The following is a 25,911-nucleotide window of genomic DNA, read 5'->3' on the forward strand; positions in this document are numbered from 1 at the left end:
TTCTAAATTGTTTTCAATACTTTTTTTGGTATCTAGCCAAATTATGACAAATTGTATTTGACATCTGCAAGCATTACATGGCTATTTTACAAGACTACTATTCAGTACTATTTTTCTTATTTCATTTTCAAAATGATAAACAATATTACTATCTTCATTATATATGTTTTCTAATACAATAACATTAATGTCTTTTTCAGGTATATAAAACTTAATAGATGCAAAGCCTAGTCCTTTACCTGCATGACCTATAATTTTTATAGATTTATTGTCATCAATTCTAACACCATAACCATATCCAATTTTTTCACTCCCAAAAGCACTGTGTTGTCCAGTAATATTATAACTGGTCATTAGGTTGTAGGTTTTTGGTTTTAATATTTTGCCATTATGAAGTTTTGTATCCCAAATACTCAGGTCTATTGCGTTAGATATAATTCCTCCAGCAGGAATAAAATCTTTCCACCATTTTTCAGATATTCCAAGTTCATTAAATTTCACTAATTCAAGTTTCTCATTAGAAACTCTATATCCATTGATTAATTGGTTTTTATGCATTTCATAACAATAAGTATTGTTCATTTTTAGCTTTTCAAATAAGTTGTTAGCTATCTGAATATATTTTTTCTCTGTTACATTTTCGATTATTCTACCCAACAAACCATAGGCAGGATTACTATATTTGTACTCTGTTCCTGGTTCAAAGATTAATGGCTTGTCAATCCCTATAATTCCAGATGACATATTTAATAACTGATGGACTGTTACAGTATTTGCCCAAGTTTGCTTTAGGTCTGGTAAGTATTTTTTAATTGGGCTTTTTAAGTCTATTTTTCCTTTTTCTACTTCTTTTAAAATCAAAACAGCAGTTATCTGTTTACTATTAGATTGGATTCTAAAGTTGTCTTTTATTGAAATAGATGTTTTATCTTCAAAATTTGAATAACCATACGTTTTTGAATACTTTGTTTTGCCCTTCTGTGTTATAAGGATAATACCATTAAAATTTCTTGGACTTGTAGTTTGAATTAAACTATCAATTTTAACCGAGTAGCTATTTATTTGTTTTTTATTGCTATTTCTACCACTGTTACAATTTATAAGAAGTATGCCAAGTAATAGAGGCAAATAGTTATAAATATGTTTCATAAAATTTGATTTTATTATCAATAGTTCTTAGGTTTAATGTTCTATTCTTAATTTATTTTATTGGCAATTGTGTTCTTTTTTAATTTTACGGTGTAAATTTTACTTACTATTTTCCATATGCCATCAATTTTGAGTAGCTGCATATAGTCTGTAACTATAGCTCTAGGAGATTCTGTTTCTAATTTTGCACTTGCAGCTGTATCAGTTATATTTATATATACAATCTTACTCTTTACATTTGGTTTTGAAACAGAACGCTTTTTTGCTTTTTTAAAAACTTCTAAGGCATTTGATTCTCTGTATTTTTTAGTCTTTAAGGAAATACTTTTCATCATGGCATTTTGATGAAAACCTTTTTTTATCACTTCAAAGTCATCTACAAGGTCTCCATCTAGATAATAATGTAATGTTTTTTCAATAAGGCTATAATCTGATTCTTGAGCAAAAGTTAATGCTGAAAAACTTAAGAAAAATAGTAGCAAGTAAATTGTTTTTTTCATTTTTATAAATTTATAATTATTTATTCTTTTGGAGTAATTTAATCACTTCTTGAGCCACGGATGCTGATGCAGAAGGGTCTTGTCCTGTCACCAACCTGCCATCAGTTACAAAATAATTGTCTCTTCTTTTATTTGAGTAGGTAAAATTACCTCCACGTTGCCTTATCAACTTTTCAATAGAAAAAGGAAAGGTTTTATATTTTTCAGAGGTTAGATTTTCAAATATATCTGGGTAACCACTTACATGTTTTTGATTGTATAAGTAATTACCTCCTTTAGTCTTTAAATTTACAATCCCAGCGGTTCCATGACAAACAGCAGAGATAATACCATTATTTTCGTCATATATCTTAATTGCAATTTTTTGGATAGGTTTATTTTCAGGAACTCCAAACATTGCAGCTCCTCCACCTACATAATACAGTGCCTTATAATTAGAAATCTTGACTTTCTCTGGTGATAATGTCTTTTTAAGTTTGTTTAAGAGTTTAGTATTATTTAAGTATTTCTTTTGAATAGGGTTTGTTTTATTTAAGTAACCAAAAGTAATAGAACCTCCTTTGGGGCTCACAAAATCTACTTTATAGCCTGCTTTTACAAATACATCGTAGGCATATACTATTTCTCCAAAATGATTGGATGTTTTTAAGGTTGATTTACCATAAGTCTGTTGATTTGAAACTACAAATAAAATCTTATTTTGTAAAAGGCTTTCATTTTTAGAGGCTATTAATAAGAATGCTAAATGAAATAATAAAATAATTTTTTGCATGTTAAACGAAAGTTTACTGCAAGCTATATTTTATTTTAAATATAATATAACAATATTATCTGTTAGAAGTACGGATTTATAATTTAGAACTAATTACACTTAAATTATTTATTTAATTAACTGGTAGGTGTTTACATCAGTATTTTTTTAAAAGGTGATAAAAAAGTAGATTTTTGAATTAAAGCCACTCTTATAAACTATACCTTCAATAGTATACTTAGAATTAGTGCGAAGCTGGACTACTTACTTTAGTTGCGACAAAAAACATAAGTCTCAAATTTTATTCACTACTTTTCTGAGTTTACAGGATCTTTACATCAAATAAAAAATCCAAGTCAACTAACTCGGATTTTTCTTAATGGTGTTATCAAGTTTCAGAAAAAGAAATAACCAATTGATAACTGAAATACTCCATTTCTGTTTTTATCTGAAATACCATCTATATTATTAATGTTAGTTAGTCCAAGATTATATCTCACACCAAAATTGAGCCCGTTATCAAGTTTATAACCTAAACCAAAATTAATTCCAAAATCTGTTGTTTTAAGAAGGTCTTTATAATCTTTGGTACCTCCTTTAGTAGAAAGTAAAAAACCAATTTGAGGTCCAGTTTCTAGACTCAATCTTTTTGTAACATAGTACTTTGCCATTAATGGAATATTTAAATAGTTTAGTGCAATAATGCCTTCAGAATCAATGCTTGTATCATATCCTTGTCCGGAATATAATAATTCAGGTTGCAAAGAGAATTTTTCAGAAATGAGCATTTCCGCCTGAAGACCAAAATGAAAACCTGTTATAGGGTCAAGACTGTCTGTATTGTCTCCGGTTATAAACGCCAAGTTTAAACCTGCTTTAGCACCAAGTCTAATTTTTTGTGCATTAATATTTGATAATCCTAAAACTGTTATAAAAGTTATTAATACTACTTTTTTCATTAATTTATGTGTTTTGATTTAATTACTGCGAATTTAGATTTCAAAACAAAACAAAAGTTAATTTTGCGATTAGAGAAGTATTGAAACGAAGGAATTTTACGAATTAGGACTTTTTTCAAGCTTTCTAAAGCTTCTTTATATTGTACATTCTTACAGAGATTTGTGTATTTTAATAATCGACCTCTACAGGATGTTTTAAAATGATCAATAAAATATAGTAACGTTTTCTATACTCTTTTTATGGTTTTCTATTGGGTTTATTTTTCAAATAAAATGCTTTACTAAAATATAGTTTTGTGGAATTGAGTAAGGTTGTGTTTACTACGTCTCTTGTATGGTGCGTTTGCCTGCCGAAGCGGCATATGCACTATACACTTCTTAAGTTTGAAAGATAGTAAATTGTCGTAACCAGCACTTTTTCATAATCAAACTAAAACTCCATTTTAAAATACATTCCAACTTGTTGACTATCCTAAATCCGTATAAGTTTCGTTTTACTGGTAGTAGTGTTCTTTTGTTCAATGAAGTAAAAATGATATAAGGAATAGAACAAATGGTGCTCCAATGGCTATTGTTGGACGAGAGGAAAGAAAAAAGAATGCTGAAGCCGCATAAAGAAATGATCCAGATAGTACTAAACTGATGAAATAAATGTTGGAAACTATGATTTCAACATTGAATAGCAGAAGACTGATTAAGGCTCCTGAAATGATTAATCCTATGCTTTGAGTCAAGTTAAAAGCAATCCAAGCATTCCAAAATATTGAAGTTGAATGTAAACGAAGAGGTTCGCTTTTCATTCTCGTTCTTAGTTCACTATTTACAGGAGACAAACCCCCTTCTCGTTTCAATTCTAATAAGGTTACAATACCGTGAAGTATTCCAAGAAACACGTATATTCCTGATCCAATGTAAATTAAAGTAATGTTCATATGGGATTTATTTAGGCCAAAGGTACTAAATAATTATTAATTAGGTCAATGGTACTAATTTTTTATATTTGTGTAATGAAAAAAACAAAAGATAGAATTCTAGATACCGCTTTAGAGCTATTTAACAACCAAGGTCTTTCGAAAACAACAATAAGGTCTATAGCAAATAAAATGGGAATTAGCCATGGGAATTTGAATTATTACTACAAAAAAAGAGAGGAAATTATTGAGGCATTGTATTTTCAATTAGTGAATCGAATTGAAAATACAATGCTACAAATACAAATCGAAAAAACTGATTTATCTTTGCTCCTAAACATTTCATCTTCTGTTATCACAGATTTTTATGCGTATCGGTTTATATTAATTGATTTTGGCCAAATAATAAGAGAGCATGATAAAATTAAGGAGCATTATTTACTTTTAAAAGAAGTAAGAGAGCAGCAATTTCTTAACCTTTTAAATCTACTTATAGAAAACAATGTGGTGAGAAGCGAAAAGCTTCCAAATGAATATCAAAACCTCTTTAAAAGGGTACATATACTGGGCTATTTTTGGATTCCATCCATAGATGTTTTAAATCGAAAAATCACCCAAAAGGACGTCAATCAGTATTCAGAAATGATGTCACAGCTTATTTTTCCATATTTAACAACAAAAGGTGTAAAGCAATATTTTTCAATTGTACAATGATATGAATGATTGAAAATTCTTAACGAGTTTTAAACAAACAATTTGTAGTATGACGCACAGTCGAGTCACGCAAAGGAATTACATCCCTACGTTCTCACACAAAAGATTAACTAAGAATGAAAGAACAATTTCTCGTAATGTCATTGTTAGAAAACCTAGGGGGAAATAACTTCTTTTCTCATAAACGAAAAGGACGCATAATGTTCTTGATTAATAATAAAATGAGATGTGGTTTGAATGATGAAAGTTCGATATATGAATCCGTTCCGTTTGTTTCTCCTACTTCTTTAAAATTCCCAATTGGTATTCTTGCGCTATCTCCTAAACCGTGATTTACCCAATAAGTAAAAGAGTAAATAAAAAGTCCAATTGAAATTATCAGTCCAAATACAAGCCAATATTTTTTCTTCTTGCTGTTCTAGCAATTATATATTTTGACATAAATTATTTCAATAAAGTGTTTTTTTAATCAGTAAATCATTTTACTTATCATTATTTTCAAATGTTTTGTCAACGTCAGACTGTCTAAAAACCTTCATTAGTTTTAGTTTTTTAAGATACCCTTTCTTAGCCAGTATATTCGGAATCTTTTGTTGTTTTCTAGATCTATTTAGTGACGCTAGAACTGAACTGACGACAAATCACCTTATAAATAAAAAAATCCTTGCTATCTATTGATAACAAGGATTTTGATTCTGTCGGGGTGGCAGGATTCGAACCTGCGACCTCCGCGTCCCAAACGCGGCGCGATAACCGGGCTACGCTACACCCCGAATCATTAAAAAAAAAAGCGGAGAGACAGGGATTCGAACCCTGGCAACACTTACGCGTTGACAGATTAGCAATCTGCTCCATTACCACTCTGGCACCTCTCCGTATAATTTTGTTATGAACGTCGCATTTAATATCCCAAATGCGGATGCAAATGTAACTTTTATCAATCTACAATGCAACATTTTTTTGTCATTATTTTTGAATTAATTAAACCTCGTTTTTAAAAACTTGAAAATCAGTTTTTTTCTTAACAAATAAATTGAAATGTTTTTTTAATTTATTTGTTAAGAAAACTCTTAAATTTACTTTGTGCTATAGGATTTGATCAAAAAACACTATGTCTTGAAACGGTTTCTAGCCGTAGTAGATTTTCTAATGCATAGAGCGGGTTAACTACTTCTTTTATATATTTGTATACTATTGACCTATTATGTTTACTTATGAATATTTATAAAAACTATAAAAAAATGAATACAAGATGTCTTCTTGTTCTAGCGTTACTTATCTCAGGTGCTACTTTTGCCCAAAAACCAGTTTTACTTGAAGACTTTAGTTTTAAAATAGGTGAAAAGTATAAACGTATTAAAAATATAAATACCTATCATGTTGCTTCTGGTAATAGGCTTGTTTCTATAAAAAAAGGCCGTAACTCGATGACCATACAACGGTACTCTCTAGATGACTTAAAAGAAGAGATAAAAAAAAGACAGGTTGTAGAAGATAAAGGGAATTTTGAAACGGTCATGAAACTAGGGTCAAAAGCGGTTATTTTTTATTCTATAAAAGATAGAGCATATGCACAAAAAGTATCCCTTACTGGAATTGTAGTAGAAAAACCGATTCAGTTGATCAATGACAAAGAAAACATAAATAGAGATTTTGGTTTTAAGAGCACTTATGGTTTTGATGCAGGAGGAAGGATAAACAAGTTTGCATTCAAAAAATCATCAGACGGAAAAAAATTACTTGTTGTTTTTAGAGTAGCAACAGCAGAAAGTAAAGGAGATAAAGTAGGTATAGCGGTTTATAGTGATGATCTCAAACTGATTTGGAGACGAAAAGTAACAATGCCATATGCGTCTGAAAATATGCAAAATGAGAATTTTGCTATAGATAATGAAGGAAATTTTTATATGACAGCCTCTATTTTTAATATAGATGGCGAGAAGAAAAGTAAACTTGAAAACACGTATCGTACAGAGGTTTTTAAAATCACAGAAAACGGAAAAGAGGTAATAAAGAGTAAAATCAATATAACAGGAAAATCGATTATAGATGCAGCGATAGAAGTAAATGGAGCTGGAAAAGTAAAAGTTGCAGGTTTTTATGCCAATAATGAAAACAAAGCAGAGGTATCGGGTGTTTTTTCTGCATCCTTATCTGATGAAGGTAAAGTAACTACTATTTCAAAAAGTGATATTCCTTTAGAGACCTTGCAAGATCTTGCACAAAAGAGAGAAGCACGAATAAACGAAGGAACTCAAAAAGATACAGATATAAATGATCTTGAAAAGTTGAAAATTAACGATGTTATGTTTAATAGCGATGGTAGCACAACTTTATTAGGAGAACAACGCTATGCAGAGTCATTTACTACCTCAAGTTCTTCTGGTTCTAGGACTACTTATAAGTATTATTATAGAGATATTTTTGTGTTTAAGCTACGATCTGATAATACCATTGCTTGGATGCATAAGTTGCCTAAGTACCAAATGGGAACTGTAGGCAAAAGGAGTATGTCATATTTGAGTTTTAAAGATAATGGTAAGATTTATTTGTTCTTTATAGATGATTTTACCAATCTAAAAAGATCATTTGATGAAACACCTGCTAAATATTTTGATGGAAAAAAAGAATTTATATACCTCACATCATATGTTATAGATGAAACTACAGGAGAAACTACCAAAGAAGCTATTCTTACTGGAAGTGATATAAGAAACTCTAGATTAGATGTTATGGAGCTTACAAAGGCTGCAACGCTACCTAACAAAGAAATGATCTTAGAAGCACATGATGGTAAAAAAAGTAATTTATTACTTAAGATTTCTCCAGTAAAATAAAATTAGAGTATTAGATGTTTTATGCAGTCTTTTTACAGCAGATCACCTTTTTATTATTATCCATATCTGTTGTAAAAAACAGGTAGGTGTCACCACCATCCTTAATTTTTAGCTTTTTGCGTAGAGTAGCTACGCTCTCTGGGAAGTTACGTGTTGTAATATTCGCTTTAGTAATACCTGTCTTAGAGAGTGTTTTTTTGTGATATGGATATACTGCGATAATTTCAAACTTTCTTCCTGGAAAATCAATAACCTGATCAGAAGTATATAGATGTGAATTGATATGCAATTTTTTTATTCCAAAAGCTTGTGCGATACTCAAAAAACCGCCACTTTTTAAAATAGCAGTATTTGGTTCATAAAGATAAGTCATGGGAGAAGCTAAATTAATAGATTGTTTAGCTTCATCTTTTGAAAAAAACGAAAACTCTTGTTGTTTGTCTTTTTGAATATTAACCGTCTTTATTTTGAAATCACCTATAAAATTTTGATCCAAAATCCATATTAATTCTTTGACCTCATTATCTACAGCAACAATATGAATTTCTTTTACTTTTTTTAATGCTTTAATTCCTATTTGTATATCTAGTAGAGGAGAGGTTTTGATTAAGATATGCTTGCTTTTTTCAAAAAAGAAATCTAGATTGTCTGGAACATTGGGCAAGCAATCTTCTAGAAAAAACACTTTACCTTTGCTATCGTGCCTTCTAGAAGGATCAATATAAATCCAGTCTACAGAATTATAATTAGTAAGAATTTGTAACCCATCACCAGTGATTGTTTTGATAGTATTCTGTTTGAGTATTTTAAAATTATGTGTAGCTACTTTGCTTAATTCAGGGTTTAACTCACAGTGGATTACCTGTGTTACCTGTTTCGAAAAAAAATAATCATCAATTCCTAAGCCACCAGTAAGATCAATAAGTGTACTACCTGATACCAAATTACTTTTATAAAGAGCCGTAGCCTCAGAAGAAGTTTGCTCAAGATTGAGCGTAGGAGGGTAATAGATCCCTTTTTTATTATACCATGTGGGTAGCTTCTTTTTTGCTTTGCGTTTCCCTTGAATTTGTTGTGCGAGTTCTTTTGCCGAAATACCTTTAAAAGGGCTTCCTTTTAAAATCAAAGTGCTTAAATTAGTAGAACTGTCAGAGTTTTCAGAAATAAACTCCTGTACTTCTTTATGTATAAGTAGCGGATTCAATTATAAATCTTTGGTTAGTGTTTTTACAATCTTGTATTCTGATAAAAATTCTTTGGCAATTACTTTGATTGCGGTATAAAAAGGTACAGCCACGATAAGCCCACCTATCCCAAATAATAATCCAAAAATAAGAATAGCAAGAAAAATTTCTAATGGATGAGATTTTACACTATTACCAAAAATTAAAGGTTGATTCAGGAAATTATCTATAAGCTGAATAATAAGATATCCTATTAAAATATAGGTAAGTTTAGGTAGAATTACAGATTGAAAATCAAACCCCAAATTACTTGTAATGGCCAATATAAGTACAAAAATACCACCAAATAAAGGCCCTATATAAGGGATAAGATTAAAAATAGCTGCGATCAAAGCAACAGCAATCGCATTATGAACGCCAAATACCAATAAAAGTATAGTATACAAAACAAATAGAATAAAAATCTGTAATAATAAACCTACAAAATAACGAGAAAGTAAATCCTTGATTTTGGTAAATGCTCTCATAAATTTATTCTCATCTTGCTTTTTTGCAAATACCAAAAGGCTATTTTCTAGTAGGAGACTATCTTTTAGTAAAAAGAAAGAAATAAATAATACAGAGAATAAACCAATTAAAACGGCTCCAAAACCACTTAAAAAAGAATTAATAGCGTTAGGAATTGCTTTGAGATCAAAAAACTGCATGAGATCGGTTTGTTTGATCAATTCTATAATATTTAGTTTATTTATATTAAAATAATTACTTACTTCACTATTAAATCTATTAAGATCATCTCCTAGCTGATTGATATCAATAGAGCCAATTAATTGACCCTGCTCACTTACTATAGGAACAAATAGCATGAAAATACTTAAGAACAACCCTATAACAATAAATAGTGTAGTTACTACAGCCAATGTGTTATTAAATTTGAGCCTTTTTTTAAGAAAAAGAACCAGAGGCCTTCCCATTAATGAAATTATAGAGGCAAATGCAATGTAAATAAGAACAGACTGTATTTTATAGAGGAACCATAGTAAACCCAATACACCTATGATAACGGCTACTGCTCTCAAAATTCCATAAGCAATTGTTTTTGAATTCATAATTCTTATGATATGATTTATAATAAAAAACTAAAGTACAAAAATGAGCGATAAGAAAAATAGAGGATTAATTGATATCAATATCACCAAGAGCGTATGTATCATTAATTTTCAAAAATGCAAAGTATATTGTTTTTTGAGCATTTGATGAGTTAAAGTTAAGTTTCCAGACATACCATTGCCCTTCACTTTCTTTATCAGTAATAAACTCTACAAATTCATAAGAACCATATTTTTGCAGGCTTCGTATTTTATTATACATGTATTGTAGTTGTTCTGCTTCTTCTGTATTCTCAGAATTGTATGTGTCCTTCCATTTTCTGGTTGCATCTGTACCACGATAAATAACGTAGGGTGCCAGATCTGCATAAGTTCCTTTATCAGATAATTCAAAAATAGAAACTAATGTTTCTTTTACCTGAGTATCTATTTTTTTATCCTGTGCATTAGAAATAAAAGAGAACATAAAAAGACATATAATAGTGTTTATTTTTTTTAGATTTTTTAAACTGTAAATCATAGTTTTTTATGGTTTTAAGTTATTATTATATTTAATTTTTTAGATGGTGTTACAAATATTGCTTTGTAATCTCATATAGTGCAATACCAGTAGCTGTGGCTACATTCATACTACTATTATTACCATACATATTGATGTGTATACTTTGGTTAACTAATGATAATAACTCATCAGAGACTCCAAAGTTTTCTTCACCAATAACAAGTGCAATTTTTTCATCAACACCTATTTTATATTGAGAAACAGGAATACTTGTATCAGTAATTTCTAGCGCAAGTAATGTATATCCTTTAGATATAAACTCTTGCGCAATGGCTATAGAGTCATCTTCTTGATGATAGGGTATAATCTCATGAGTAGATCTAGAGGTACGTTGCATACGTTTGCTTACAACGGTAATATCTTCGCCACAAAAATAGATCTGTTCTACAGCAAAGCTATCGGCAATTCTAAAAATACTACCAATATTTGCGGGAGAATTTACGCTGTCACATATGAGGGTAACAGGAAATTGTTTTTTTACAAACGGTTTGTGGTGATGGTGTAGTTGTATAGACATTAATTCTCGAAAGCGTATTTAATAATATTGGCTCCCATTTTAAGAGCTTTAGTACGAACCTCCTCAGGGTCATTATGTACTTCGGGGTTTTCCCAACCATCTCCCAGATCGCTCTCAAATGTAAATAATAGTACCAATCTGTTTTCATGAATAATACCCAATGCCTGCGGCCTTTTTCCGTCATGTTCATGAATCTTAGGAAGCCCTTGTGGGAAACTGTATTTTGTTGAGAAGATAGGGTGAGCAACAGGTAATTCTACCAATTCTTTATCAGGAAATACCTTGATTAGCTCTTTTCGAATATAAGGCTCCATTCCATAATTATCATCAATATGCAAAAAGCCACCACTCAACAGGTAATTTCTTAGGTTTTCAGCATCCACATCAGTAAAAAAAACATTACCATGCCCTGTCATATGTATATATGGATATTGAAACATATCTACACTTTCGGGTTTTACTGTTTTGGGTTTACTACTTATTGCAGTATTTATATTTTGATTACAAAATGATATTAGATTAGGCAATGCAGTAGGGTTACTATACCAATCGCCACCTCCATTATATTGTAAAATAGCAATATCCTGCCCATATATTGACATAACTGCCAAAAAAAAGAAGAGATAGCCCGTAAGTTTTATCATCATATCCGTCTAAAAATAAAGCTTAAAAGTACTAAAATTATGCAGATGTTACAGAAGCTTATGATGGTATTAACGCTTATTTTTTGGATAAGTAGTGCTGCTCAACAGCACAATAAACCAATCATACTATTAGAATTGTTTACTTCGCAGGGGTGTAGTAGTTGTCCTCCTGCTGATGAATTATTGGGTGAAATAAAGAAAAATTATAAAGATCAAAATGTATTTGTAGTATCGTATCATGTAGATTATTGGAATAGATTGGGATGGAAAGATCCATTTAGTTTACCAATATTTAGTGAATATCAAAGAGCATATGCGCAACGATTTGAAAGTAGATCAATATATACCCCCCAATTAGTTGTAAACGGAAGCGAACATTTTACAGGTTCTGATTCTTATAAATTGGATAAAGCCTTAAAAAAATATTCTAAAACAAAAACAGAAGCCTCTATTTTGATAAAAAATATACAACGAGAGCCATCTCATGTTATTTTTAATTATAAAGTAGATAAACCATCATTAGATAGGATTTCTTGGGTATTGGTTGTCGATAAGCGGATTACTAAAGTAGCAAGGGGAGAAAACCGTAGTAAAACTTTGATAAATACAAACATTGCTGCAAATGGTATTGTTACAAAAGAACAATCGGCAAAAGTATCTATAAGTATCCCAAATTGGGTTTCAAAAAATGATCAACTTTCTATAATTGGATACGTACAGAGCAATACGATGAGAGTCATAGGCGCTACAAAAATTGAGCTATAATTTATACACTTCATTCATATTTTATTGTTTAAAATAAAGAGCATAAAAATAATTGTTTTTTTATGTAACATTCTATTTGCATTGATCACTAATAGAGAAAGTTACTGTTGTTTTATGCTGTGCAATAAGTTGTGAGTAGTATAAGGTTGACTCTATAAACTTATTCTCATAGTATAACTAATTATCAAAACAAAATTATAGATGAGAATAGCACTTTATATTTTATTAGGGGTTGTAGTCGTGATTATTGGTTTTTTTACCTGGTTTTTTACATTTTATTTACAAGTTCCTGAGTTAGAATTGCCAGATAATGTTACCGATGAAGAAAAGGTGGTGTTGATGGATAAGTGGTTTGAGGAGTTACAGCGACAAAATAAATTTAATGGAGCGGTACTTATCTCTAAAGAAGGCAAACCATTACTTATAAAAGGATATGGGTATACTGATTATTCAAAAAAAGAGAAGCTCTCTATACATTCTTCATTACGGTTAGCATCGGTATCCAAGCAATTTACAGCAGCAGGAATTATGCTTCTAAAAGAGCAAGGCGATATTGATTATGATGATGAGGTGTCGCTATATATAAAAGAGTTTCCTTATAAAGGGGTTACGATCAGACATCTGTTGAATCAAACATCGGGAGTACCAGATAAATACATGAAGCTTGCAAAAAAGAATAAAGAAAAGATTGGTGTTTTGACTAATAAAAAGGCAGTGGATTTATTAATAAAAAATAAACCAAAAATAGATTTCTTGCCCAATGCAGAATATAAGTATTCTAATACAAATTATATTCTACTAGCCAGAATTATAGAGGTTGTTTCAGATGTATCTTTTGAAACCTATATGAGAACTCAGCTTTTTGAACCATTGGGTATGAAAGATACGAGGGTATGGAATTTATTATCAGAAGAAAAAACATTTAAAAATAAAACAGGAGGGTTTGATGAAACGATAAGAGGTATAAAGGAGATAAAACCTACTTTTATTGATGGAGTGGCAGGAGATGGTGGCGTTTTTTGTAGTGTACATGATTTTGTAATATGGGATGCATTTTGGTATCAAAATGAATTGTTAAGTGAAGATAATTTGAAAGAAGCTTTTAAAAAACCTGTATTGACCACAGGAGAAACATCAGACTATGGTTTTGGTTGGATGATCATGGATGAAGGTGTGGTAATACATACAGGTTTATGGATGGCTGCAAGAACATATATTATAAGAGATACAAAAAGAAAAACTTGTATAGTGATTCTAGACAACTCTTCAAGTATGTTCTTTAGGAATATTGTTGAGAGTTTAGAATGATGAGCTTAACTCATGTTTAATTAGATGATGTTTCCATTTCTTCAACTACGGATTCTATTTGTTTCCACTTTTTATCATAATCAATTTCTGATGGAATAAAAGAGAAAGGAAAATCACTTCTAATAAACATGCCATTCTTTTTTTTTGCATATAAAACCTATGAACAAGACCCGTATTTATAGTGTTATCTTCTTCTAGAGCAAAATCTTCTAAGCCGTCAAAATTAAAATCAAAAACCTTTGGCTTATATGAAGTCATGGAGTAGAAAGAATGTGTGATTTTTTAATATAGATGATTGCTGTCTTTTATATAGATTGAGTACTATTTTGTGCTGGTAATAGAGTTTAGGAGTAGTGTCTCTAATTATGGTTGTCTTATATTCATATTTCTTAAAAATAGAATCGGTATGTACTATACCATTTTGTAAAGACTTTTCTTTTGTTTTTGTACGAATATTGGTTGATAAAGATTCTTGTTTTGATGTGTGTTGGGTACAGGAATAAAATAGAAATATAAAAAGTAAAAGAAAAGTATATTTCATATAAGTGTTATTAGTTTTTATGATAATACTTGATACTTACATAGGTGTTGCCTTCTGATGTATAGCTCTTAATATTGTAATACCATCCTGATTTTGTGACTGAATAATTAGTATCAGTTGAGATACCTGTATTTAGATATTGTTGTTTTATTTTTTTTACAATTGATGAAAACCTAGTGTGGGTATTCAGAAAATCAAATACTATTTGAATAAATCTCTCTTCTTTCATTTCTGTTTTAGTATTGGCATAAAAATTCAGAAAAAAATCATTACAACCACTTATGTCAGCTTGATATGTAATTGTATTATCAATATAAGTTTCTTGTTGTTGTACTTCTAGAAACTCACTTAGAGTTTCTTTCTTTTGTACATTGAGAAGGGTGTCTTTAAAAATACTTTTGTTTTTCATTTGTGCCATTTGGCAATTATTTTCATAAGATTTTGAGATTATTTCACCATTTTCAAAAGCGATAGCTACAGTTTCTGATTTTTCAATAGAAAGACCATAACTTCCTTGAAAATTAGGGGTTACACCAATTATAGGTATTTCATTTTTATGACCATCAAGTGTATAGTGTATATCAGAAAATTTACCTCCTTCAAAATAAGAGATAAATATAAATTCATCAGTTTTTGAAAGTTGAAAAATACCTATTTCATAACCAAATGCATTACCACCGCCTCCTAGTCCCTCATCTATCACACTACCCCAATAGTCTTTTATACCATCTTGATTAAAATCTCCTAAGGAGTTTTTAAGGATATCTACTTGTATGCTTCCTAATGTAAAATCATGATCAGGATGATGCAAAGTATGATCTTGACCATAAGAATACCCTTGAGATTGTGGATAGTTTCTTTCTAATAAGTTTTGGGCATATTGATTTTGTAAAACCTCAATACTAGTGTTTTCAATCTGACAGTGTAAGAAATGAATATTTAAAAAGAGTATTATAAATGTTGCTATTGTTTGTAGTGCTTTCATATTTTTCAAAATACACAATTGTTTTGTCGGTTTATTTTTTTTAAAGATATGGAGTAAAGAGGGGTTTAATGGATAAAAATAATGTATTCTTAAGGTAGTTTTCTTGATAAGTATAGTATATAGTAATTAGTATCAATTATTTTTTCTAGAAGAAACGATCATATTTATTTCAATACAGGTAAGGCTGATTATGATAAAGATTTCGAGTAGAAAATATATAATCCCGAGATTGGTTAATTTGTTTTTGTAGAAAAAAATAAAATAGAGTGTAAGACAACAATATATTACATTGGCAATGGCAATGATGATCATAAAAAATTTCCAATTCTTCCTCAAGAATTTATAATTAAAAAGAGAGTACCCTGCATATATACAGGCTATAGATGATAAAACTAGCAATGTTTTTTGTGGCATTCCAAAAATATCTTCAAATTGAGTTAATACTATGGCTAGCAAAAAAGCGGTAAGTAGCGCACCAAGGCCATCTATCAGAAATATTTTCTTTGGAGTTAGTTTCATTCTGTTTATAAGGATGCTTGTTTTAAATGAAAAAATCCAACTTCTATAAAAAAGTTGGATTTTATGTTATATACTATTTTGTTGTATTTAGCTGTTAAGCATTACTGGCATAACCAACATGGTTACATGCTCGCCTTCATCCAACCCATCAATAGGAGTAAGAATGCCGGCTCTATTAGGTAATGACATTTCCAGTTGTACTTCGTCTGCATTAAGGTTGTTTAACATTTCACTGAGAAAACGAGAATTAAAACCAATTTGCATATCATCGCCTTGATAGTCACATGTCAAGCGTTCTTCTGCTTTATTAGAATAATCGATATCTTCTGCAGATATATTAAGTTCAGCTCCAGCAATTTTTAATCGAATCTGATGTGTAGTTTTATTAGAGAAAATAGAAACCCTACGAACAGAGTTTAAAAACTGTGTTCTTGCAATAGTAAGTTTGTTAGGGTTTTCTTTAGGGATTACCGCTTCATAATTTGGGTACTTACCATCTATCAATCTACAGATTAACTGGGTTTCATCAAAAGTAAACTTGGCATTAGATTCATTATACTCAATTAATACTTCGCTATCACTACCTGCCAAAATACCTTTAAGCAAAGTAAGTGGCTTTTTGGGCATGATAAACTCTGCAGATTGAGATGCTTGAATATCTTCTCGGGTGTATTTGACAAGTTTATGAGCATCTGTAGCAACAAAAGTTAACCCTTCTGTAGAGAACTGAAAAAAGACACCACTCATTACAGGTCTTAAGTCATCATTACCTGTAGCAAAAATAGTTTTGCTTACAGCAGTTGCAAGAATATCTCCTAATATATTGGTAGAACTAGGATCTTCTAATTCTACTGCTTTTGGGAATTCTTCACCATTAGCATATGCAAGTGCATATTTACCATGATTAGAACTGATCTCTATTGTATTGTTATCTGCCGCAACAAATGTTAAGGGTTGCTCAGGAAAAGTCTTAAGTGTTTCCAACAATAATTTTGCAGGTACGGCAATAGTTCCTTGATCAGAAGATTCTACTTCTAATTTTGCAGACATAGTTGTCTCTAGATCCGAGGCAGAAACAATCAATGAGTTATTGTCTAATTCAAATAAAAAATTATCTAAAATTGGCAGGGTGTTACTATTGCTAATTACCCCTCCTAATACCTGTAGTTGCTTAAGTAAGTAAGAACTGGATACTATAAATTTCATATATAAGTGTGACTAGTTATGTACAGTTTTACGCAAATATAATTGTAATCTAATTGGATTTTGGTATTAGCAAAACCATAGTTATTAACAAACAGAGAGGAGTTATTGACTATTTTATTAAATTATAATTTTTTAATTGCTATCATCTTTGGTAAGCTTATCGGTATAGTGAGCTTTATGTTTAGGTCGAGCAAACCTTTTTTTATTAAACGTTTGTGATGCTCCTTTGGGGATAGAAAGGCTTTGCCAATGCCCTTGAGTAGCCATTTTTCCTATGTATACAATTTGCCCGATATGATATGAGTAATGTGCTAATTGTCTATTGATAGCTTCAGTAACACTATGCTCTATATTACGAATATATACAGGCTGATCAAAATTGTTTTTATCAATAGAGGCAAGTGCATCAAAAAGACATTGCCATCCTTCATCCCATTTATTTATAAGCTCTTCTTTTGAGCTGATATCATTTGCAAATTCTGTATCACGTTGTCTCCATTCTTTTTCACCATCTTCTGTCAAAAAATTAGTCCATCTAGACTTCATATTCCCCCAAAGATGTTTTATAATCATTGCGATATTGTTGCAATCATCGTTGTACTGCCAAAAAACTTTTTCGTCAGGTATTTGTGCCATTGTTTTTTCACCCAGAGATTTGTAATACTCAAATTGTTTTTTGATGCCTTCCAAATATTCTATCGAATCCATTGTTATGTGATTTTATAAAATGATGGATAAGATACTATTTATTAAATTATTAGTTTTATAAGGATATGATGTAGTTGTAAATTAAAATAGCATTTTTCGTTTACGTACCAGTAACCAGACAACTATAGGAGCTCCAATCAATGATGTAATTGCATTGATAGGAAGGGTGTATTCACTAAATGGTAATTGGGAAACACTATCACAGATTAGCATAATAATACTTCCAAAAAGTATTACTGCAGGTATCAATGTTTTATGGTCAGAAGTATGAAAAAGCTGTCGTGTAAGGTGTGGTATAGCCAATCCTATAAAGGCAATAGGGCCTGCAAAAGCAGTAGTGCTACCTGCTAATAGTCCTGTTGTTATGATGATAAGAAAACGACTTTTTTTGATATTCAAACCAAGGCTGCGAGCATAATTTTCTCCTAGTAATAAGGTGTTTAGAGGTTTTATAGCAAGAATAGATAATAATACTCCTATAATAAATATACCAGAAAATATAAGTACATCATACCAAGAAAGATTGCCTAAACTACCAAATCCCCAAAAGATATAGCGTTGCAATTGGTCTGCTGGCGAAAAATAGGATAACACACTTACTATAGCTGTGGTTATACTACCAAACATAAGTCCTATGATTAAGATTGCCATAGTATCTCGTACTCTTAGAGATACTATTATAACAGCGAGTAAGACTAGAATACTACCTAAGCTAGAAGCAATAACCAGTCCCCAATTAGAAATTAAAAAGGTAGAAAAAGCTATACCAGCAAAAGAGCTTCCTAGTATAACTATAGCAACTCCAAGGCTAGCCCCAGAACTAATCCCTAATACAAAAGGCCCAGCCAATGGATTTCTGAATAATGTTTGCATTAATAAACCAGAGATTCCAAGTCCACTACCTACTATAATTGCAGTAATTGCTTTAGGTAATCGATAATGGATTATAATATGTCTCCAGGATTCTTTGTCTACAACGCCACCAAAAAGACTACTCAATGTATCTAGCCAAGGAATATATACAGAGCCTAGACTAATATTAGCAATAAAGCAGATAAGTAAAACTATTGTAATACCTATAAAAGTGCGTTTATATGATGTGTTTGGGGTCACGATCAGTTTAGTTTTTCAAAAAAATAAGGTTCATAATCCGTCAACATCTCTGGGTGAGCTATTTTGATGATATCTTTTAGAATCAAATCTGGTCGCATAGGTCCTAATTCATAATAGATTAATCCTCCTTTTTGTCCCACCTTTAAGGATGAAGAATATACGGCTTTATTTTTAAACGCATTAAATAAAGTATATTGCCTATTATTTTTTTCTAATTCATTTAATGTGGATGCATTTATAGATCCAATCCATAAATCAGCATTTTGTGCCTTCTCTAATACGCTTTCAAAATTTAGGGCAAGGCTTCCTGTTTTTTTATTCTCAGGCCATAGATATTTGGTATTAGCATCTCTTAAAAACTTAACAAAAAAACTATTACCTCCAGGTACATACCATACATCTTTATACATATTTCCAGATAATATAGTAGGAGATGTATTAGTGTTTTGAGCTAGAGTAGAGGCTTGAGTATATTCTTTTTTAATGTTTTGAAATACCTCTTCTGCAATAGTTTCTTTACCAAAAAAAGCCGCTATAAATTTTATCCATTCAGCTCTCCCTAATGGGTGTTCTTCTAGCCATGAACCATTCATTACTACAGGAATACCTGTTTTTTGGATGAGGTTATATGTGTTTGTATCTCCAGAAGAGGAAAAAGCAATAATTAACTCAGGAGCAAGCTCAAGAACAACCTCAGTATTCAAATTCTCTGCTTTACCAAGTTCTTTAATACTACCACTATCAATTAACGTTCTTGTTTTTTCTGATGAAATATAATCGGTATGTGGAAAACCAACTAATTTATCTTCAAGATTCAAGTATTCCAACATTGGGATATCTGTAGTAGAAGTGACAACAACTCTTTCTATAGGAACTTCAATATATGTAGTATTAGGAAATGTTGGAGGTCTATTTGTTCCTTTGGGATATAATATATAAGTGAGTTCTTGTTTTGCATCAGGCCATGGAGACATTACCTTGATTTCTTTATACCCTTTTTTGTTTTGTATGGTAAATCCAGATGCATACTCAATTTTTTGAGGAGCCAAATACATAACAGTAAGAGGGCTATCTTCTTTAATTGTTTTTTTGCATGATATCTGTAAGAGTACTAAGAAAGAAATGAGAAAGACATTGCGCATGAAGGTCGTTTTTTTGTAAAAATAGTGAATCAGAATAAGTTTGTTTCAGGAATGATTTCAAAAAGAAAAGTTAATATTTTTTAGATAAAAAATGATAGTACCTCACCGTATCCAATTTTAATATCAAAAGAATCTTTAAGAGCTATTTTTCTGATATGTGCGAGTAATGCTCTCATTGGCCCTGCGTGTGTAATAATAAGGATCTTTTCTTCAGAAGAGAGGGGGAGTGAGTAGTAAAAATCCAATACTCTTTTTTGAAGCATAACATAAGATTCTCCATTAGGGACTTGTACATTAACAAAATCTTTCATCCAAGGGGCAGATATTTCCTGATCAATATCGTTCCATGCTTGTAACTCCCAATCTCCAAAATTCATCTCTTTGAGTCTAGCATCTTGTATGATTGGTTTTTTGAATGACCTTGCTAATATTTTACAACGTTGCAATGGGCTACTATATACTGTAGTGATTTCATGCAAAGGAATATTTTTATGTATTTCTTTTATTTCTTCGGCGAATGATTCGGTGATTCCTATATCACTCTGGCCATAGCATATCCCTTTTTCTATATTAGGAGTTGTATGTCTTACCAGATATATTTCCATAGTGCTAAGATAGTAAGGTAAAAGATAACTTCACTCAATTGTTGTACTGCTCCAGCACAATCACCTGTCTGTCCGCCAATCCATTTTTTGAACTTATTTGCCAAAAATATTTTTGAGAGGTACATGGGGATTAAGCATATGAATACCCATGGGTTTTTAAAAAAACATAGAGGTAGTATTCCCCATACTCCACTTATAATTAATGAAGATAGATTCATACTTTTTGCAGCAGGTTTTGCTTTACTATCTTTTGTATCTCTTACATACGCATGTGTGTAAAGTAATGTTGTTGCAATAAAACGACTTGTACTATGCCCAGCTATTATGACTAGAGGAATGTAGAATGTTTCTATTTTTAGTAAGGAAGCAAATTTTAATGCTAATAAAAGAAATAAACCGATGGTGCCATAAGTACCTAATCGTGAATCTTTCATGATGAGCAATATTTTCTCTTTTGTCCATCCACCACCAAAACCATCACATACATCTGCAAAACCATCTTCATGAAATGCGCCAGTACTATATACTGTTGCAGAAATTGAGAGTAATAATGAGATTTCTATAGAAAATAGTAAAGAACTCAAGTAAAAAACAGAAGCTCCTATACTGCCAACAATAATTCCTACCAAAGAGAAATATTTGGAACTGAGTTTTAAATACTCAGGGTCGTGATTTACCCATTTTGGACATGGGATTCGAGTAAAAAACATCAATGCTGTTAGGAAAATATGAATCTCTTTTTTCATCTATATATTTATATATGTTTCCAGAAAGGGATAAAAGCACAAATTATAAGTAGTACTGCCAGAATAATCCCAATACCTCCAATTTTATTTTTCTTCAAAAAAGAAATTATACCAAAATAAAGGCTTAATAAGCCAAAACAAACAGTAGTTATCGTAAAAGTTTTTGCGAATTTAAAAATACAGGAATTTGATATTGCTATATTTTTTGATTGTTCTGTAAAAGCAATCGATTTTTTATATAGATCAATATTAAACCAATAGACAAAATATACCCCAATAATTGCAATACATATAGATAACACTCCTTTTTTCATCTGTTTATATTATTTGTTTATTTATTGACCGTTTTAAAGATGGTTAATAAACATAAGAGATGTACAATTCGCTACTCACTACCAGATACTCCTGCGCTTTCAAAACTAGCCATATTATTAAGAAAAGCTACGGCAGAAACGATGATAGGGTAAGCTATAGCTACTCCTGTTCCTTCTCCTAATCGCATGCCTAAATTAACCAATGGTTTTTTGCTTAGAAACTCATACATTTTTTGATGTCCTTGTTCTTCTGATACATGTGCAAAAATGCAATAATCAAGTACGTTTTGGTGCATAGCATGCGCTACTAGTAAAGCAGATGTAACAATAAACCCATCTATAATGATTGTCATTTTGAGTTCGGCGGCTTTAAGGATTGCTCCTGTAATCATGGCAATTTCAAATCCTCCAAAGGTGGCCAATGCCTCTAAGGGAGATGATGGAGTATATTGCTGATATACATCTGATAAAATATGTTGTTTATTTTTTATAGCCTGTGTATCAAGACCTGTACCAGAACCAACACAGTTTTTTATAGGAGTTTTTGTAAAATACGACATGAGTAAAGAAGCAGAAGAGGTGTTGCCAATTCCCATTTCTCCAAAACCTATTGTATTACATCCATCAGCATGTGATTTTACAATTAAGTCAGCACCTTTTTCTATGGCAGAGATACATTGTGAAGTACTCATGGCAGGTTGTTCCTGATAGTTTTTGGTGCCAAAATCGATTTTAGCATCTATTAATCCAGAGATGTTTTCAAAAGTATGATTTACTCCAGCATCTACTATTTTGAGATCGATAGCATGTTGTTTGCAAAAAACATTGATTGCAGCGCCCTGATTTATAAAATTATAGACCATTTGTGCGGTTACCTCTTGTGGATATGGATTTACTTCTCCTTTACGAGCAATGCCATGATCCCCTGCAAATACCAAAATAGAAGTATTATTCAAACTGGGGCAATCTGTATTCTGTATCATACCAATTTGCAGTGCTATATCCTCTAGAGTTCCTAGCGCTCCAATTGGTTTTGTTTTAGAATCAATTTTGACTTTTAAAGTATTTTCTAGTTTTTGATTTGATAATGGTTGTATCGTAAAGTTTGTTTGCATTTTGACTAATTAGAGTTTTTAATTTGAACAGGAATGCCAGAGACCATTAATACTGCTTTATCGGCATATTGAGCAATATGTTGGTTCATCCAGCCTTGCAATTCGGTAAATTTCCTTCCTACTTTGGTTGTAGCATGAACTCCCATCCCAATTTCATTAGAGATGATGATGATCGTGGCATCAATATCAAGTAGTTTATCAAATTCTTTTTTGGCTTGTGATAGAGATAATTCAACATCATTATTGGTGTCAACAAAAAAATTGGTAAGCCATAATGTAACGCAATCTATTACAACTACACTGTTGTTTTTTATGACTTTAGAAATTTCTTTTTCTTCTTCTATAGAGGTCCATCGCTGGTCTCTATCAGCAATATGTCTGTTTATACGTTCTCTATGACCAGCATCCCAAATACGTGAAGTGGCCAGGTAATAAGGAGTGCTTGATAATTGTAATGCCAGATTTTGAGCATAATTACTTTTGCCAGAACGTTCTCCTCCTGTAATGTAATACAACATTAGATTTGATTTATTATATAGTAGGCAAAGGTAGTTGAATACATTATTTATTTGTTAAAGTAATCTCATTTTCCATAAAATATGATACATTCGCGCAGAATTTTGGTTCTGATACCTTCTTATAAAAGGTTGAAGATTAAAAGGGAATCAGGTGATTTGATGACTAAATATAAAAGAGGGATGTTACATAAGTAATTGATACCTGAATATAGTTTTAATATTCCTGAGCTGTTCCCGCAACTGTAAGTTATGTCTGTTATCGATACAGATGTTTGTTGTTTATTCCTAATAAACCACTGCTTGTGTCAAACTTGTTTTGGCATCTTTTTGAAGCATGATAAAAGAATCTGAAACAAGTTCAGATCAAGTGGGAAGGTCAACAACAAAACGCAAGCCAGGAGACCTGCCAGAGTTCAATATAGTCTAAACTTTCGGGATAAAGGTTTGGGTATGGGTAAACTACATACTTTTTTCCGGCTATTGTAAAAAATAAGTATTTAAGTAATGAACAAAAAAACATTTTTTGGAGCAGCATTTCTAATGCTGGGATCTTCTTTTGTATTTGGACAAGAAATCCAGATAGATAAAAGAGTAAATGAATTGGATGAGGTAGTTATCTCTGATTCAAAATTTAAACTAAAAAGAGCGCAAAGTGGTAAAGTAATTACTAAGATTACAGCCAAAGAATTAGAGCAAAGCCAAGGATTATCTGTGGCAACTGTATTGAGTAGATCAGCTGGACTATTTATTAATGGTAATGGTAGTGCGGCAGGTCAAAATTTGGGGGTTTATATTCGAGGGGGGAGAAACCGACAGGTAGTTATTAGAGTTGATGGGGTAACAGTAAGTGATCCTTCTTCTGCTGCTGGAGACTTCGATCTTAGATTGTTGTCAGTAAGTCAGATTCAAGAGATCGAAATCCTAAAAGGAGCGTCGAGTACTTTATATGGTTCTGGTGCGGCTACTGCGGTAATCAATATTATTACAAAACCAGAAAGCAAAAAGAAAATTTCTGCTAATTTTCAATCAAGTATAGGTACAAATCAATCACAAGAAGATCAGGATTATGATATTAATGATTTTGTAAATCTAGCTTCTATAAACGGAACAGTAGGAAAAGTAAGCTATTTAGCAAGTTTTGGAAACCAATTCACCGATGGGTTGTCTGCTGCAGAAGTTCCAGATGCAAAGAGTGATCCTTTTTCAAAATATAATGTATATGCTAAATTAGGATATCAGTGGAGTGATAATTTCAAATTTCACATTTTTGGAAATCTGGATCAATATAAAAATGATTTTGATGCAGGAGCTAGTGTGGATGCAGATAATCGTTTTGAAAGCAAACAGTTGCGCGCAGGTTCTTTCTGGGAAATCAAATACCCTAATGGTAGCTTTACTTTTACCAATAGTTATGCAACCTTAGAAAGAGATCTTACAAGATCAGGATTTCCTTCTATTTATACGGGAGATGTGCATACATTTGATGCATACAATAAATATACGTTTAATTATTTTTTACACACTGTTGTTGGAGCCAATGGCTCTTATAGTGATTTTGATCTTGAGAGCGTTCCCTTTGGTACTACTGATTTGGTAGAAACCATTAGTGATAATGATGCAGAGTTTGATATTATAGATCCTTATGTGAATGTGGTATACGCTTCACGTTTTGGGCTTAATGTTAATGCAGGAGCAAGGCTAAATATTCATAGTGCTTATGATACTCAGCTGGTATATAATGTAAACCCGTCTTATAGTTACTCCTTTGGAGAAAATTATATTAAAGGTCTAGTATCTTATAGTACAGCATATATCACTCCTTCATTATTTCAGTTATATGATACAGCTTTCTCCTCAGGAAATCCTGAGCTAGAACCAGAAGAAAGTACTACGATAGAAGGTGGGATAGAAGTATCGCATAGTAAAAAAACATTATTGAGTGTTGTGTATTTCAATCGTACATCAGAAAATTTTATCACTTTTGACTCTGCTACGTTCGCTAATATTAATGCCACAGATGATATTAAGGTAGATGGAGTAGAGGTAGAAGCCTCTACTGCTGTTTTAGACGATAAATTATCTGTAAAAGGAAACTATACGTTTACCAATATTGATAGATTAACCGATAATATAAGAATACCAAAGCATATGATTAATGCTACTGTAGGGTATCAATTAGGAAAAAAGACGTACACTTCTTTAAGTTACCAGTATAATACAGAACGAGGGGATAGTGATTTTGCAAATGCAGATCCAGTTACTTTTGAGCCAGCAAGAGTTTCTTTGAATAGTTTTGGGATGTTAGATTTCTATATTAATCATCAGGTACTTAAAAATATGAATGTATATGCAACAATGAGTAATATCACCAACGAAGATTATCAAGAGATACTAGGATTCAATACCAAAGGAAGAAATGTAAGAATAGGATTTAATTTGAAATTCTAATTGTTATATTGGTTTAATACGAGTTATGGATAAGAATTTCG

Annotated in this window: 26 protein-coding genes, 2 tRNA genes and 1 riboswitch; of the genes, 5 read left to right on the top strand and 23 right to left on the bottom strand. The window is 31.4% G+C overall.

What is annotated here, in order from left to right:
- Positions 1-81 precede the first annotated feature (81 nt).
- The 5 genes from DG508_RS17155 to DG508_RS21470 form a co-directional block, all read right to left on the bottom strand.
- On the bottom strand, positions 82-1,149 hold the full coding sequence (locus DG508_RS17155) for a serine hydrolase domain-containing protein (RefSeq protein ID WP_108869327.1): 1,068 nt from the start codon (positions 1,147-1,149) through the stop codon (positions 82-84).
- A gap of 47 nt (positions 1,150-1,196) precedes the next feature.
- Positions 1,197-1,649 carry a nuclear transport factor 2 family protein gene (locus DG508_RS17160; protein WP_108869328.1) on the bottom strand — a complete coding sequence of 151 codons (453 nt, stop codon included), beginning with the start codon at positions 1,647-1,649 and terminating at the stop codon, positions 1,197-1,199.
- A 16-nt stretch (positions 1,650-1,665) separates the two neighbouring features.
- The gene (locus DG508_RS17165) at positions 1,666-2,421 is read right to left on the bottom strand and encodes a type 1 glutamine amidotransferase domain-containing protein (protein ID WP_108869329.1); all 756 of its coding nucleotides are present in this window, start codon (positions 2,419-2,421) and stop codon (positions 1,666-1,668) included.
- A gap of 374 nt (positions 2,422-2,795) precedes the next feature.
- Entirely contained in the window at positions 2,796-3,359 is a 564-nt protein-coding gene (locus tag DG508_RS17170; protein ID WP_108869330.1) for a porin family protein, read from the bottom strand.
- 518 nt (positions 3,360-3,877) lie between these two features.
- Positions 3,878-4,291, bottom strand: a complete 414-nt coding sequence (locus tag DG508_RS21470) for an LIC_13387 family protein (protein WP_108869331.1) — start codon at positions 4,289-4,291, stop codon at positions 3,878-3,880.
- A 75-nt stretch (positions 4,292-4,366) separates the two neighbouring features.
- Here DG508_RS21470 and DG508_RS17180 point away from each other — a divergent pair, with 75 nt between their 5' ends.
- The gene (locus tag DG508_RS17180) at positions 4,367-4,984 is read left to right on the top strand and encodes a TetR/AcrR family transcriptional regulator (protein WP_159090895.1); all 618 of its coding nucleotides are present in this window, start codon (positions 4,367-4,369) and stop codon (positions 4,982-4,984) included.
- A 698-nt stretch (positions 4,985-5,682) separates the two neighbouring features.
- Here DG508_RS17180 and DG508_RS17190 read toward each other — a convergent pair.
- Together DG508_RS17190 and DG508_RS17195 are read right to left on the bottom strand one after the other, a co-directional pair.
- Positions 5,683-5,757: transfer RNA gene (locus DG508_RS17190), tRNA-Pro, on the bottom strand.
- 18 nt (positions 5,758-5,775) lie between these two features.
- Positions 5,776-5,859: transfer RNA gene (locus tag DG508_RS17195), tRNA-Ser, on the bottom strand.
- Positions 5,860-6,225: 366 nt separating this feature from the next.
- On the opposite strand from DG508_RS17195, the gene DG508_RS17200 reads away from it, so the two are divergent.
- Positions 6,226-7,821, top strand: a complete 1,596-nt coding sequence (locus DG508_RS17200) for a hypothetical protein (RefSeq protein ID WP_159090896.1) — start codon at positions 6,226-6,228, stop codon at positions 7,819-7,821.
- A 19-nt stretch (positions 7,822-7,840) separates the two neighbouring features.
- Here DG508_RS17200 and DG508_RS17205 read toward each other — a convergent pair whose 3' ends face one another.
- The 5 genes from DG508_RS17205 to DG508_RS17225 all read right to left on the bottom strand — a co-directional run bounded on the left by DG508_RS17205 (position 7,841) and on the right by DG508_RS17225 (position 11,837).
- Positions 7,841-9,025 carry a class I SAM-dependent methyltransferase gene (locus DG508_RS17205; RefSeq protein WP_108869335.1) on the bottom strand — a complete coding sequence of 395 codons (1,185 nt, stop codon included), beginning with the start codon at positions 9,023-9,025 and terminating at the stop codon, positions 7,841-7,843.
- The gene (locus tag DG508_RS17210; protein WP_108869336.1) at positions 9,026-10,114 is read right to left on the bottom strand and encodes an AI-2E family transporter; all 1,089 of its coding nucleotides are present in this window, start codon (positions 10,112-10,114) and stop codon (positions 9,026-9,028) included.
- A gap of 67 nt (positions 10,115-10,181) precedes the next feature.
- Positions 10,182-10,634: a hypothetical protein gene (locus tag DG508_RS17215; RefSeq protein WP_159090897.1), complete on the bottom strand. Its 453-nt coding sequence runs from the start codon at positions 10,632-10,634 to the stop codon at positions 10,182-10,184.
- A gap of 49 nt (positions 10,635-10,683) precedes the next feature.
- Positions 10,684-11,193: a TrmH family RNA methyltransferase gene (locus tag DG508_RS17220; RefSeq protein ID WP_108869338.1), complete on the bottom strand. Its 510-nt coding sequence runs from the start codon at positions 11,191-11,193 to the stop codon at positions 10,684-10,686.
- On the bottom strand, positions 11,193-11,837 hold the full coding sequence (locus DG508_RS17225; RefSeq protein WP_108869366.1) for a DUF4159 domain-containing protein: 645 nt from the start codon (positions 11,835-11,837) through the stop codon (positions 11,193-11,195). The genes DG508_RS17220 and DG508_RS17225 overlap by 1 nt, the downstream gene beginning before the upstream one ends.
- 45 nt (positions 11,838-11,882) lie before the next feature.
- Between DG508_RS17225 and DG508_RS17230 the strand changes: the two genes are divergently transcribed.
- Positions 11,883-12,602, top strand: a complete 720-nt coding sequence (locus DG508_RS17230; protein WP_159090898.1) for a DUF1223 domain-containing protein — start codon at positions 11,883-11,885, stop codon at positions 12,600-12,602.
- A gap of 201 nt (positions 12,603-12,803) precedes the next feature.
- Positions 12,804-13,910: a serine hydrolase domain-containing protein gene (locus DG508_RS17235; RefSeq protein WP_108869340.1), complete on the top strand. Its 1,107-nt coding sequence runs from the start codon at positions 12,804-12,806 to the stop codon at positions 13,908-13,910.
- Between the two features lie 551 nt (positions 13,911-14,461).
- Here the strand turns inward: DG508_RS17235 and DG508_RS17245 are convergent.
- The 11 genes from DG508_RS17245 to DG508_RS17295 form a co-directional block, all read right to left on the bottom strand.
- Positions 14,462-15,436 (bottom strand): hypothetical protein, encoded by a 975-nt coding sequence (locus tag DG508_RS17245; protein ID WP_108869342.1) that lies wholly within the window; start codon positions 15,434-15,436, stop codon positions 14,462-14,464.
- A gap of 132 nt (positions 15,437-15,568) precedes the next feature.
- A complete protein-coding gene (locus DG508_RS17250) occupies positions 15,569-15,955 on the bottom strand; it encodes a hypothetical protein (RefSeq protein WP_108869343.1) in 387 nt (128 codons plus the stop codon).
- 87 nt (positions 15,956-16,042) lie between these two features.
- Complete coding sequence (dnaN, locus tag DG508_RS17255) at positions 16,043-17,161, bottom strand: DNA polymerase III subunit beta (protein ID WP_108869344.1); 1,119 nt, start codon at positions 17,159-17,161, stop codon at positions 16,043-16,045.
- Positions 17,162-17,293: 132 nt separating this feature from the next.
- Positions 17,294-17,869: a DUF1572 family protein gene (locus DG508_RS17260; RefSeq protein ID WP_108869345.1), complete on the bottom strand. Its 576-nt coding sequence runs from the start codon at positions 17,867-17,869 to the stop codon at positions 17,294-17,296.
- Positions 17,870-17,950: 81 nt separating this feature from the next.
- Positions 17,951-18,982: a FecCD family ABC transporter permease gene (locus DG508_RS17265; protein ID WP_108869346.1), complete on the bottom strand. Its 1,032-nt coding sequence runs from the start codon at positions 18,980-18,982 to the stop codon at positions 17,951-17,953.
- 2 nt (positions 18,983-18,984) lie between these two features.
- Positions 18,985-20,124 carry an ABC transporter substrate-binding protein gene (locus DG508_RS17270; RefSeq protein WP_108869347.1) on the bottom strand — a complete coding sequence of 380 codons (1,140 nt, stop codon included), beginning with the start codon at positions 20,122-20,124 and terminating at the stop codon, positions 18,985-18,987.
- An 80-nt stretch (positions 20,125-20,204) separates the two neighbouring features.
- Positions 20,205-20,729, bottom strand: coding sequence for an alpha-ribazole phosphatase (cobC, locus tag DG508_RS17275; RefSeq protein ID WP_108869348.1), 525 nt, complete (start codon positions 20,727-20,729; stop codon positions 20,205-20,207).
- Complete coding sequence (locus tag DG508_RS17280; protein ID WP_108869349.1) at positions 20,711-21,475, bottom strand: adenosylcobinamide-GDP ribazoletransferase; 765 nt, start codon at positions 21,473-21,475, stop codon at positions 20,711-20,713. Before DG508_RS17280 ends, cobC begins: the two co-directional genes overlap by 19 nt.
- Positions 21,476-21,483: 8 nt before the next feature.
- On the bottom strand, positions 21,484-21,789 hold the full coding sequence (locus tag DG508_RS17285) for a hypothetical protein (protein ID WP_108869350.1): 306 nt from the start codon (positions 21,787-21,789) through the stop codon (positions 21,484-21,486).
- 71 nt (positions 21,790-21,860) lie between these two features.
- On the bottom strand, positions 21,861-22,904 hold the full coding sequence (cobT, locus tag DG508_RS17290; protein ID WP_108869351.1) for a nicotinate-nucleotide--dimethylbenzimidazole phosphoribosyltransferase: 1,044 nt from the start codon (positions 22,902-22,904) through the stop codon (positions 21,861-21,863).
- A gap of 5 nt (positions 22,905-22,909) precedes the next feature.
- Positions 22,910-23,422 carry a bifunctional adenosylcobinamide kinase/adenosylcobinamide-phosphate guanylyltransferase gene (locus DG508_RS17295; RefSeq protein ID WP_108869352.1) on the bottom strand — a complete coding sequence of 171 codons (513 nt, stop codon included), beginning with the start codon at positions 23,420-23,422 and terminating at the stop codon, positions 22,910-22,912.
- An 86-nt stretch (positions 23,423-23,508) separates the two neighbouring features.
- Positions 23,509-23,847: riboswitch (cobalamin riboswitch) on the top strand.
- Between the two features lie 79 nt (positions 23,848-23,926).
- Between DG508_RS17295 and DG508_RS17300 the strand changes: the two genes are divergently transcribed.
- Complete coding sequence (locus DG508_RS17300; RefSeq protein ID WP_108869353.1) at positions 23,927-25,870, top strand: TonB-dependent receptor plug domain-containing protein; 1,944 nt, start codon at positions 23,927-23,929, stop codon at positions 25,868-25,870.
- The last annotated feature ends 41 nt before the right edge of the window (positions 25,871-25,911 follow it).

This window comes from Aquimarina aquimarini, from assembly GCF_900299535.1.
Classification (GTDB): Bacteria; Bacteroidota; Bacteroidia; order Flavobacteriales; family Flavobacteriaceae; genus Aquimarina; species Aquimarina aquimarini.